Source organism: Thalassoglobus sp. JC818, from assembly GCF_040717535.1.
In the GTDB taxonomy this organism is placed as follows: domain Bacteria; phylum Planctomycetota; class Planctomycetia; order Planctomycetales; family Planctomycetaceae; genus Thalassoglobus.
Window position 1 is genome coordinate 431,123 of record NZ_JBFEFI010000004.1, and the last position, 11,952, is coordinate 443,074.

Below are 11,952 nucleotides of genomic sequence, written 5' to 3' on the forward strand. Positions count from 1 at the left end.
AGTTTCAACTTCTGCTATGACCGACGACAGTTCACCTTCTCAACAGACATTTCGCCCGAACTATCTCGCGGTCTGGGGAATGTTCTTCCGGAACTCGCTGATTCGCGAAATGACCTTTCGCAGCAATTTCGTCATTGAGTTGGTGACTCGTGCGTTCTGGTTCTCAGCCCAACTCGTCTTGTTCGATCTCATTTATCGTCACGTGCCGACGATTCAGGACTGGTCGCGAGAAGAGTACTTCGCGTTTATGGCGACTGGAATGCTGATCAACGCTCTCGTCGAGGCGTTTTTCATGCCAAATTGTGCGAATTTCAGCGAACTGATTCGCACCGGTGACCTTGATTTTGCCTTGCTCAAACCGATCGACACGCAGTTTCTGATCTCGTTTGAGAAGGTCAACTTCGCGATGATCAATCAGGTGCTCCTTGCGGTGGCACTTCTCTGGTATTCAATTTCGCGGACTGGGATTGAACTCTCGATCGGTCGCGTGATCACTTACCTGATGCTGATTCTGGTCGGTGTTGCCTTCTTCTACAGCTTGATGATTGCGCTGGCGAGCACTTCCGTCTGGTTTGGACGCAATCAGGGACTTTACGATTTCTGGTTTTACATCACGATCTTCGCCCGCTACCCGCAAGGTTTCTACAAGCAGTCTTTCGGTGGAGAAATGCTGTGGTTCGGCTTCTCATTCATTGTCCCGATCCTGCTCGTCGTAACTGTTCCATCACGTTTTCTGTTGCGGAAAGCCCTCGATCCAAATTGGACTGTCCTCGTGATCGCTCCCCTATCGACTCTCGTGATGGTCTTGATCTCGCGACGAATTTTCCAATGGTCTTTGTCAAATTACCGCAGCGCCAGCAGCTAGAGCACCCTCACCTGTTGACCACTCTGATGGACTTTCAGCCCACGCCTGAACTCTCCTGTCCGACTGCAACGAGAAGTTGGCCTCTCGTAACTCACTCGCCGGAAGCCGAACCGGCGAAGTCTCATTCAAGGGCGGCATGACGAGATGATCGAGTCAGGTGAGCTCTCCAACAAGGTCCGCGAAACCGCTCGGGAACTTGGTTTTCCGCTTGTGGGGATTGCACCGGCAGCTCGTCCAGACACACTCGAATTCTTCAAGAGGTGGATTGATTCCGGTTTTCACGGCGAAATGGGGTACATGCAGCGGCGAGAGTCTGCCTATGAACACCCGTCGAACGTGCTCCAAAGCGTGAAGTCGATCATCACTGTCGCAGCGACATATGGCAGCGAGGGCTCAGGCCAGCAAACAATCGGTCGAGTTGCGAAGTACGCCCAATCTCGAAGCGATTACCATGATGTGCTGCGGATCATGCTGAAGCCGCTCCAATCGATGATTCACGAATCAACCCCCGGAGCGAAGACTCGAATCGTCGTCGACACCGCCCCGCTTCTTGAGCGTGACTTTGCAAAGCTCGCGGGTCTCGGGTGGTTTGGGAAGAACACGCTCCTCATCAACAAGCACATCGGCAGCTTCTTTTTTCTCGCTGCTCTCCTGACAAATGTTGAACTCGAACCTGACCCGCCACACTTGAATTCTCACTGCGGAACGTGCACCCGCTGCCTGGAAGCATGCCCGACGGACGCATTCACCGACGCTTATTCACTCGATGCCCGGAAATGCATTTCTTACCTGACGATTGAACTTCGCGACCGCCCGATCCCGCTGGAACTTCGATCGGGGATGGGGGACTGGCTCTTCGGCTGCGACGTCTGTCAGGATGTCTGTCCATGGAATCGAAAATCGAGTGAGGCCGACATCCCGGAGTTCCGAGATACCATACAATCTGATCGAAGGGCAGCCCACTTCCTCGAAGTTGACGAAGAACAGTTTCAGGCTGAATTCGGGGACACGCCATTCTCTCGTCCGGGCCGAGTCGGGATGGCGAGGAATGCTGCGATCGTCCTTGGAAACACCGGGAACACCGTATCTGAAGACGTCCTGATACGCGGATTGAGAGACCATTCTCCGATCGTGCGGGAAGCATGTGCCTGGGCGCTTGCGAAAATTGGAACAGTCAAATCGATCGCAGCACTTCAACTCCATGAACGAGAAGAAACCGACGAAATCGTTCAGTCTGCGATCATAAATTTCCTGAGGGAATCGCATGGTTGAAGCGATTTTTCAGCCACTTCCCATGGTCAGGAAGACCAATTTCCGAACGTTTCCTTCTTCTGAGAAATCACTTACATCCGAACATCCATCGGTTGCTGGTTTTAGAACGACATGACATGATTGGCGCTTTATGGAGTCGACCCTCCTCGTAGCTGGTCGCGCTCGTACATTCACGATCAACTCTTCAGCTCTCCAGATCATGTCGGACGAAAAAAAGAAGCTCACCACAGCAGAGATTCTGGCACTCGCTCGCAAACAAAAGAGCGAAGGTGGTTCTGCAGACGCTCCTGCCTCAGACGCAGAAGCCTCCGCCGAGTCATCTCCAGCCAGCTCTGAATCCAAGCCTGCAGCAGCGCCAAAGTCGACAGCAGACATCCTTGCTGCGGCTCGTGCTCAAGGTGGAGGCAAGAAGGAGTCAGAAGAGAGTGCCAAGCCGGCCGCTCCCAAATCGACTGCCGATATCCTCGCTGCAGCACGAAAACAGGGTGGCGGAAAAGCTGCCGCTCCTGCCGGTGGAGCTCCGAAATCAACAGCGGACATCCTCGCAGCAGCCCGTGCCCAGAAGGGTGGATCAGGAGGCGCAGCAGCGACTCCCGCCAAAGCAGCTCCGAAGGCGAAAGCTCCTGCCAAGCCGACAGAAGCTGGCGATCGCCCTGCTCTGAAAGACATGGTGGCGGCAGTTGCCGAAGCCAAAAAATCCGGAGCCCCGGTCAAACCGAAGGTCGATCCTTCAAAGCCAGCTGCTGGAAAGCCAAAACTTCCCAAGAAGGCAGAAACGACGACGCGTCGTGGATTCTGGGGAATCTTTGCAGCGGTGGCGATTACACCCTTCATGTTCGCATGGGCGTCCGTTTCAGCCATCGCAGGCCTTTGGGCCCTTGGCGTGGCTCGATTCATGATGCCGAACATGGTGCTTGAATTGCCTTCGCGATTCAAAGTCGGTCCAAAATCTGACTTCCCACCAGGAACGGTCTCCGAGAAGTTCAAAGCGAGCCGTGGTATCTGGATCGTCAATACAGATCAATATGACGGTCGCGGGATGATTTATGCTCTCGCGTCAGTCTGCACGCATCTCGGATGCACACCAAACTGGCTCGAGGGAGAGCAGAAGTTCAAGTGTCCTTGCCATGGTTCTGGATTCTACATCACCGGAATCAACTTTGAGGGCCCAGCTCCAAGGCCTCTCGAACGCGTCGGGATTGCAGTCGCTCCTGATGGTCTGCTCGAGGTGGACAAGAGTGTGAAGTTTCAGGAAGAACTCGGACAGTGGGTTGACCCCAAGTCCTTCGAATTGGCTTAGTGTCGGGCGTGCAGTTGTGCGCGCTATTTCCTCACGGTTGATGGTCCTCACCGGGTACTGGTATGTCGGTTACGGAATACATTCGGAAGTCACAGATCTGGCGAAGCATCTTTCGCCACCCTGCTCCGTATGATCGCAGAAATCGTGCGGTCGTCGTCTTGACGAACTTCTTTCTGCACTTGCATCCCGTGTCAGCGAAAAAAGGCGGAATCGCTCTTTCGTACACGTGGTGTATGGGCGGAATCACATTCTTCCTGTTCCTGGTTGAAGCACTCACCGGAGTGCTGTTGATGTTTTACTATCGCCCAACTCTGGAATGGGCCTTCACCGATATTCGAGCACTCCGAGACGTGAACACGCTCGGAATCATGCGAGAGATTCACCGGTGGGGGGCTCACGCGATGGTGATCACCGTCTGGCTCCACATGTATCGAGTCTTCCTGACGGGAAGTTATAAACCTCCGCGGGAATTTAACTGGGTGATCGGGGTCCTCCTGCTTGTGTTGACCCTGTTGCTCTCCTTTACCGGATACCTGCTCCCTTGGGATCAGTTGGCCATTTGGGCCATCACCGTGGGTTCCAACATGGCACGTGCCACTCCATTCCTCGGGCATGAAGGTCCGGGTTTCCAGCTCTTGAATGTTGGTGGTTTCGATCTGATTACAAACGCCAGTGATGCTCGCTTCCTGTTGCTGGGAGCACGAACCGTTGGCGAAGAAACACTGAATCGTTTTTACATTCTGCACTGCGTCGCTATTCCCATTGTCGTGTCTGGCCTGATCGCCATTCACTTCTGGAGGGTTCGTAAGGACGGTGGAATCAGTCAGCCTCTTTAAGTGGTCTGTCAAAATCGGGATTTTTGAGCCCTTTATTGTTTGTGGTGACTGGGAACTATGGAACCTCATCCTGACTTAACAATTAGTGTGATTCGTGGCCTTGGCTGGCTGTACTTGCTGATGTCGTTACTGAACATCTGCTGGACATTCCGCAGCCATAAGCGTGATGGCTACTACAATCGCATGTTCGGAATCGACCATCTCCCAAAATCGATGTTTTGGGCGATCTACTCCGCTTTGCTGTTGGTTTTGGCGGCCGTTCACCTTGTCTTTTCGGCCAATGCGTCGTCATTCCTGTTGCGACTTCCGTTGTGGTTTAAAAACGCAGCAGACATGGTGATCGCTAACCCGATCAGCTTCTTCTGTCTATCGATCGTGATTTTCATCGCGATTGTCGCCCTCCGAAAATGGTGGGTCCAACCGACGGTTGCCTGGATTCTCTTCAACCTGAGCGTCCTGTTCCTGGCTGTCAGTATGACCGACTACGACTTCCGACAGATCGTCGGCAAACCGGACAACGTTCCGATTGTCGGGATGCTTTATCTCGTCGGATTCACCACTTGGCTGTACTTCTACAAAGCCAACGACAACGACGAACGAATTGCTGAAGGTCGCCCGCTGGCCGAAAAAGAACTGTCTGACCAAGTCCTCGTGTGGCCGGATCTCGTTTACTCCGAGATGATCTGCATGATTCTGGTCACCGCTTTGCTCATCGTCTGGGGAGTGGCACTTCAAGCACCGCTTGAAGAACCTGCCTCAGCAGTGAAAACCCCGAACCCTTCGAAGGCTCCCTGGTACTTCCTCGGTCTTCAGGAAATGCTCGTCTACTACGATCCATGGATGGCCGGTGTGGTCCTCCCGAGTGTGATCCTGGTCGGGTTGATGGCGATTCCTTACATCGACTTCAACACCAAAGGGAACGGTTACTACACATTTGATGAGCGTAAATTTGCCATCATCACGTTCCTCTTCGGCTTCCTACCGCTCTGGGTCGGAATGATCGTGCTGGGAACCTTTATTCGTGGCCCCAACTGGAACATGTTCGGCCTTTACGAATATTGGGATGTCCACAAACTGGAAGTTCTCAATAACGTGAACCTGTCAGAGTACTTCTGGCACGGATTAGGGCAACCATTGCCGAAACCGAACCCGGAAGGCTCGGCCCTTTCACAAGTTGGAACGATTCTCAGTCGTGAGTGGCTCGGCATCATTTTGACGCTCGCCTACCTGTTCGTATTGCCTCCGCTCATGGCGGTCACGGTCTTCAAGAAGTTCTACGTTAAGATGGGCTTCGTGCGGTACATGGTTTTGGCCAATCTGGTTCTGCTGATGGCCTCACTTCCTTTGAAGATGGTCCTGCGATGGGTGTTTCGTTTGAAATACATCGTCGCGATTCCAGAGTGGTTCTTTAATATCTAGTTTTTTGTGAACGCCCAAAGGTCTCATTCCCCGATTCCGGGCGCAGCAGTGACACTGAATAGCAATGCCAGCAACTGAACAGTATTGGCGTAATTTGCCAACAATGCACAAGGTGTTCGCCGGAAGCGCAGTCGCGCTTCTGGGTGCGACGCTGCTGATGATGTACAAAGACGAGAACCGCACATGGCGCGATTATCAGCGCGAAGCGGAACGTCTCAAAGTCGAACTGATCGACCAACAGCGACAGCAATATGACGACGAGCAATACCAGGCTCAAATTGCGTCTCTGACTGCTGAAGTCGAATCTCTCGACAGCGATTGGCAAAGCCGATCCGATGAAATTGCTGAGCTGGAAGAAAAAGCCAACACTCTCAAAGGCCGCGTCGAAATCCTCGCGACCGAGTCGAAGACTCGTAACGCCGAGCGAGACAAAGCCCGTGCGGATTACGACATCAAAGTCCGTGATCAAAGCGCTCCAGACGTTCTCGCTCAGTTCAAAGGTACGTTCGACGCTGCTGAGCAAGCTGCCCGTGAAGCAGCTCTCGAATACCAGACAGTACAGGCTGAATACGACGCTCTGAAAAGCCAAATCGCCTCTGAACGTCGGGAACTCGATGAAGCTGCTGCTGAACTGAGTGAAGTTCGCTCTGCCCAAGACAGCCTCGCTGAACAGCGAAATCAGCTTCGTCCAGAGAGTTGGTTTGTCTCTCTGAAACGATCTTTCAAAGAACTTCCGATTATTAACGGCTTCAATCCGCACTTGAAGATTCAGTACGACTGGCCATCCGGCTTGGAGCAAGAACTCGGCATGGTAACCGTCGAACGTGTCGACCGCTGCCGAACTTGTCACGTGAACATTGATGACTTCAGTGTGATCCGTGAGAACGGACAAGTCGTCGGAATGACGCCGACTTACTCAAGTGAAAATTACGAACAGCCTTTCTGTTCACATCCATCACCAGAGATCTATCTGACCGCAACCAGTCCACATCCAGTGAACGACTTCGGATGTACTGTTTGCCACGGCGGAGACGGCTCCGGAACAAGCTTCCAGAACGCCGAGCACACTCCCTCGAACCCTGCGATCGCGAAGAAGTGGGCAGACGAGTACGACTGGCACTCGAACCACTTCTGGGAAGATCCGATGCGCCCAGAGCAGTTCATCGAATCAAGCTGCCTGAAGTGTCACCACAGCGTCGTCGAGCTCGGAATCAACGAAAAGTACGGTGAGACCGCTCCGAAACTCTTCAAGGGTTGGGAAACAATCCGCGACTACGGTTGCTTCGGCTGTCACGAAATCAACGGATACGATGGAACGACTCCCATTGGTCCTGACTTCCGACTGGAACCGAACACACCTGAAGAGCTGGCAGCGATCGAAGCCGATCCGAATCAAATCGCTGGCGAAATGCGAAAAGTCGGTCCATCGCTGCGCTACATCGCTGCGAAAACGACCGAAGAATTCATCGCGTACTGGACTGAAGAGCCAAAGCGGTTCCGACCAACAACGCGGATGCCACAGTTCTTCGATCTGACCAACCAACATGATGCGATGGCTGAACTTCTCCAGCCTGTCGAAATCGCCGGGATTACGCGTTACCTCCTCGACAAATCCGAAGAGTTCAAAGTCGAAAAGCCAGCCTCGGACTACACACCTGATCCAAAGCGAGGAGAAGACCTCTTCGCAAATCGAGGTTGCCTCGCTTGTCACAGTAAAACTGGCGAAGCTTTCGAAGGCATCGACGCGAACTTCGGCCCGGACCTTTCCCGAATTCACGAGAAGATCAAACCAGGCGAAGAAGGCTTCCAGTGGATGTACACTTGGATCAAAGAACCAAGTCGCTACCACACTCGAACCCGCATGCCGGATCTCTACCTCGATCCGTACACAGATGAACTTTCGGGCGATCACATTGATCCCGCTGCAGACATCACCGCTTACCTGCTTCAGGGTGGCCCCGGAGAATTTCCTGAGCTTCCTCAAGCCAAGATCGACCTCGGTCTCGTCGTCGTCGAGCTGAGCAAAGAAGACGCTCAGCAACTCGGCCTCGCAGAAGAGCAATACCGAGGAGTTCTCGTTGAAGAAATCGTTGCGGGCAGCCCCGCAAGTCGAGCAGAAGCTCAATCGGGCGAAAGCTGGCGACCGTCTCCAATTCAACCTGGCGACATCCTGATTTCAGTCGCTGGGAATTCGGTGGGCTCTGTTGATGATTACCACGAACTCCTCAACAACCTGGAATCAGGTGAAGAACTTCAAGCCAAGATCCTGCGAAACGGCCGTGAAGTCATTCTACGACTCGTTGCAGCGACTCCGCTTGACGATCTCGTCCGCCTGTACCTCTCGAAAGTCGTCGGCCAGTCGGGAGTGAGTCGGGTCTTCGAAAACCGAAAACTGGACGTGACCGAATCGATGTACGGTGAGGGCGTTTCTCTCGCTGACTACTTCAAAGGAGACGAAATCGAACTCGCTCCGGCTGAGTTTGGTGAGGATGTGACTCCAGAAGAGTGGAGAGAACGACAACTCGTTTACGTCGGTCGCCGTACGATCTCACGATATGGCTGCTACGGTTGTCACGACATCCCAGGATTTGAAGATGCTCGCCCAATCGGTGCTGCATTGAATGACTGGGGTCGCAAGGACACCTCGAAGCTCGCCTTCGAACACATCCACGAATATCTCCACCATCATGGAGAAATCTCAGAAGAGAATGGCCACGAAGAAGAAGACCATGGACATGACCATGGTGCCGACTCCCACGGTCACGACAGTGCTCTGGGAACCAGCACTGCGGAACGAATGGAACAGATCGTTAAAGACTCCCTCGCTGGTGGCGATGTGGACGAAAGCGATCTGACCGAAGCCCTTCTCTACAAGAGTGCGATCACTCACGGTCGTCCCGGCTTCCTGTGGCAGAAACTACGACAGCCACGAAGCTACGATTACAAGAAGACTGAAACCAAGAACTGGGACGAACGTCTTCGAATGCCGAAGTTCCCGTTCGACTCCGACCAGATCGAAGCGGTCTCGACATTCGTCCTCGGACTAGTGGCCCAGCCTCCAGCTCCTGAATATCAGTTCCGCCCGGATGAAGCAGGACAGGCAATCTTCGAGGGAGAACGTCTCCTCGCGAAGTACAACTGTACCGGTTGCCACGTCCTCGAAATGGACTCACTTGAGTTCTCCATCAATCCGGACCTGCTGAACGCCAAAGCGGTCAGTGGCGAATCACTGATGGAAGATTACCTGGAAGCATTTGATCTTCTGGCCCACATCAAACCAATGGGTGTCGGCGGACAGGGTGCCACCGGGGAAACTGTCACTAACTCTTACGGAGACGAGGAAGCGGTTTATCGAGCCACTGCCTTCGTTCAAGGTGTTCCTGATCCTGAAGAAGAAGACCCCGAGTTCCGCATCTACTCGCTGCGGTTCTGGGATGGTTTCGAAGCTGAGGAAGGAAAATACATCCTTCCAGGTGAAGCCGTACCTGTCACCGAAGGACAGTTCCGTGGTCGTATCGACGGCCGTGGCGGAGACTTCGGAAAATGGCTGGTGAACAAACTGGCTCCGGAACTCAGCAAGACACCCGGCGGAAATGACTTCAACGCCGCATGGCAGGCATCTGTCCCGACACTTGTGGCAGAAGGACACAAAGTCCGCACACCGTGGCTCTTCGAGTTCCTGAAGAACCCGGAACCACTTCGTCGAACAACAGTCTTGAGAATGCCTCGCTTCAACATGTCTGATGAAGAAGCACGAACGCTGGCCAACTACTTCTCCGCAAGAGATGGTGTTCCATTCCCATACCAACTGGTTCCGCAGAATCAGCTCGGTTATCAGGAACTTCACCAGGAGATTTACGAAGCGCATTACCCAGACGCCGAAGAAGATTACCTGACAGCGTCCTGGTATGTGCTGAATGGTCCTCTCTGTCGAAAATGTCACAACGTCGGCGGAAACGTGGTCAACGATCCGAAACAGGTGAAAGGCCCGAATCTCCAACGCGTTGAACAGCGACTTCGTCCGGAATGGACACAACTTTGGATCTACAAACCGAACTGGATCTATCCGTACACCGCGATGCCGGAAAACTTCCCGGCTGACAAACCTGCGGAAATGAAGGATCTCTTCGGTGGTGACAACCCACGTCAGGCTCAATCCGTGATCGATGCGTTGTTCAACTACACGCGGCTGATCGAAGAGAATGGCCCGACGACTTACAACCCAGAAACGTCGACACCACCCACAACGACCACGGGAGGTGCTGAGTAATGCACATGTCTTGCAAATTTCACCTGGTTGTTCCAAATGGAATCCAGTGCTTTCTGTTGTCTTCGCTGATTCTGTGCGGTTGCGACACTTCAGTCCGTCGTGAGGGACTTGGAGGAGGAGCACTCTCTCCAGTGAAAGTCACCCTGCTGAAAGAGGCAGGCTCTGGCTCAGACGAAGCAGAGAGTGAATCCAGCGGCGGTCCGAAGATTACTGAATTCGGAACGCTGTCAGGTCGAATCACAGTCAACGGATCGATTCCGACTCTCGCTCCTCTTCTCGCACAGGGCGCGGCGACCAAAGATGCGATCTGCAGTGCGGAGGCAGTTCCGAACCAGACTGTCGTCGGTAGTGACGGCGGACTCGGAAACGTCTTCGTCTACCTGCGAAGAGTTCCAAATGTCGATGTTCCAGCCCCGAAAGAAGAACCTGTCATCTTCGATCAGAAGGGCTGTGTCTTCGTTCCGCACGCTCAAGTTGTTCAGACTGGCCAGAAAGTGATCCTGAAGAATTCAGACCCGGTTGCACACAACGTGAACGTCAAAGGCTTTGCGGGATCGTTCAACAGTACAGTTCCGCCGAATAATCAGTCTGACGTCGAAACAACCTTCAGTGCTGCTGAAAAAGTTCCGGCCGGTGTGATTTGCGATTTCCACAACTGGATGCAGGCCTACGTCTTTCCAGTCGATCATCCGTGGGCAACGACATCAAATCCTGACGGGTCTTTCACAATTGAGAATGTACCCGCTGGGAAGATGGAGTTTGTTATCTGGCACGAAAAACTCGGTTACATTGAACGTGCGGTTGAAGTTGACATCCCAGCCGGAGGGGAATCGGCTCCTCTTGAATTGTCTGTCGATGCCGCCGACCTGGCTGGTTGATAGTCGTTGGAAACTGAATAAATGAAATACGCAAACAGTCATCACATCTCGACATTGAGCGCTTGCAGCCTGTTCGCCATGCTCGCGTTCACGGTGGGATGTGTTCCACAAGCTGACCATCGATCGACAAAGGTAAAGAACGCCTCGGACATCGAGATTTCAGTCGGAGAAGTCAAGAAGACTCCGGAGCCAGAAGAAGCACCTGCTGCCTCGGAAACACCGGCAGCGACAAGTGCTCCACCAGCGACCACGGAGATGGCTGCGACGACAAATTCCACTGAATCGGCTGCACCTGAAACGACAACCGCTGCACCAGAGGCAGCTCCCGCGAACCCGCCTGCCGCCAGTGCAGAAATTGTTGAGGGACCAGCCAAGTTTATCGGACGAGTCACTGTTAACGGAGCGGCTCCGAATCTGCCACCACTGTTGGCTCAAGGAGCTTCCACCAAAGATCAGGTCTGTTCAGAAGTAGCAGTTCCAAATGAGACAGTCGTCGCATCCGAGAGTGGTGGACTGGCCAATGTTTTTGTGTACATGAAGAAACCACCGCGAAGTGGAATTCCCGAAGGTGGTGACGACAAAGCAGTCATCGACCAACAAGGTTGTGTCTTTCTCCCACATGCGGCAATTCTGCGTGTCGGTCAAAAAGTCAACTTGAAAAACTCGGACCCGGTGGCTCATAACGTCAACGTGAAGGGTTTTGCAAACCAGTTCAACAACACCATCCCGCCTGGAAGCGATCAGGAGTATTCATTTCAGGCAGCTGAGCGACTTCCCGCTCAGGTTGTCTGTGACTTCCACAACTGGATGAGTGCCTGGGTGCTTCCACTGGATCACCCTTGGGGTGCTGTCACCGATGCGGATGGTTACTTCGAAATCGAGAACCTTCCCGAGGGGGAATGGGAATTCGTCGTCTGGCAGGAAGCTGTCGGATACGTTGAACGATCAGTCAAAATCAAGGCAGCACCGAATTCGCCGCCAATTGAAATCAATTTCGAAGTCGATGCGTCGAAGTTGGCGCAGTAATTTTCAGAAGTAGAGGCTTTCCTGTGAGAACGTCTTTCACAGTCTTGTTGATCAGTCTTTGCGTTGGCTGCGGTGAACAACCGAAG

Annotated in this window: 8 protein-coding genes; all 8 read left to right on the forward strand. The window is 53.3% G+C overall.

The annotated features are described in order from the left end of the window. The first annotated feature begins 16 nt into the window (after positions 1–16). The 8 genes from AB1L42_RS12740 to AB1L42_RS12775 all read left to right on the forward strand — a co-directional run bounded on the left by AB1L42_RS12740 (position 17) and on the right by AB1L42_RS12775 (position 11,866). Positions 17–865, forward strand: a complete 849-nt coding sequence (locus AB1L42_RS12740; protein WP_367055788.1) for an ABC-2 family transporter protein — start codon at positions 17–19, stop codon at positions 863–865. Positions 866–1,009: 144 nt separating this feature from the next. Then, a complete protein-coding gene (queG, locus tag AB1L42_RS12745) occupies positions 1,010–2,137 on the forward strand; it encodes a tRNA epoxyqueuosine(34) reductase QueG (protein ID WP_367055792.1) in 1,128 nt (375 codons plus the stop codon). 199 nt (positions 2,138–2,336) lie between these two features. Continuing rightward, positions 2,337–3,437: a Rieske (2Fe-2S) protein gene (locus AB1L42_RS12750; RefSeq protein WP_367055795.1), complete on the forward strand. Its 1,101-nt coding sequence runs from the start codon at positions 2,337–2,339 to the stop codon at positions 3,435–3,437. 62 nt (positions 3,438–3,499) lie between these two features. Continuing rightward, positions 3,500–4,273: a cytochrome b N-terminal domain-containing protein gene (locus tag AB1L42_RS12755; protein ID WP_146507156.1), complete on the forward strand. Its 774-nt coding sequence runs from the start codon at positions 3,500–3,502 to the stop codon at positions 4,271–4,273. A 57-nt stretch (positions 4,274–4,330) separates the two neighbouring features. After that, on the forward strand, positions 4,331–5,692 hold the full coding sequence (locus tag AB1L42_RS12760) for a hypothetical protein (protein WP_367055800.1): 1,362 nt from the start codon (positions 4,331–4,333) through the stop codon (positions 5,690–5,692). Between the two features lie 64 nt (positions 5,693–5,756). Continuing rightward, positions 5,757–9,962, forward strand: a complete 4,206-nt coding sequence (locus tag AB1L42_RS12765; RefSeq protein WP_367055803.1) for a c-type cytochrome — start codon at positions 5,757–5,759, stop codon at positions 9,960–9,962. 5 nt (positions 9,963–9,967) lie between these two features. Further along, positions 9,968–10,840 (forward strand): hypothetical protein, encoded by an 873-nt coding sequence (locus AB1L42_RS12770; protein WP_367055806.1) that lies wholly within the window; start codon positions 9,968–9,970, stop codon positions 10,838–10,840. A gap of 21 nt (positions 10,841–10,861) precedes the next feature. Next, the gene (locus tag AB1L42_RS12775; protein WP_367055809.1) at positions 10,862–11,866 is read left to right on the forward strand and encodes a hypothetical protein; all 1,005 of its coding nucleotides are present in this window, start codon (positions 10,862–10,864) and stop codon (positions 11,864–11,866) included. Positions 11,867–11,952: the final 86 nt, after the last annotated feature.

Bases quoted from the DNA above. Each gene is read 5' to 3' on its own strand.
- AB1L42_RS12740 (WP_367055788.1), top strand. From the start codon at position 17: ATGACCGACGACAGTTCACCTTCTCAACAGACATTTCGCCCGAACTAT.
- queG (WP_367055792.1), top strand. From the start codon at position 1,010: ATGATCGAGTCAGGTGAGCTCTCCAACAAGGTCCGCGAAACCGCTCGG.
- AB1L42_RS12750 (WP_367055795.1), top strand. From the start codon at position 2,337: ATGTCGGACGAAAAAAAGAAGCTCACCACAGCAGAGATTCTGGCACTC.
- AB1L42_RS12755 (WP_146507156.1), top strand. From the start codon at position 3,500: ATGTCGGTTACGGAATACATTCGGAAGTCACAGATCTGGCGAAGCATC.
- AB1L42_RS12760 (WP_367055800.1), top strand. From the start codon at position 4,331: ATGGAACCTCATCCTGACTTAACAATTAGTGTGATTCGTGGCCTTGGC.
- AB1L42_RS12765 (WP_367055803.1), top strand. From the start codon at position 5,757: ATGCCAGCAACTGAACAGTATTGGCGTAATTTGCCAACAATGCACAAG.
- AB1L42_RS12770 (WP_367055806.1), top strand. From the start codon at position 9,968: ATGTCTTGCAAATTTCACCTGGTTGTTCCAAATGGAATCCAGTGCTTT.
- AB1L42_RS12775 (WP_367055809.1), top strand. From the start codon at position 10,862: ATGAAATACGCAAACAGTCATCACATCTCGACATTGAGCGCTTGCAGC.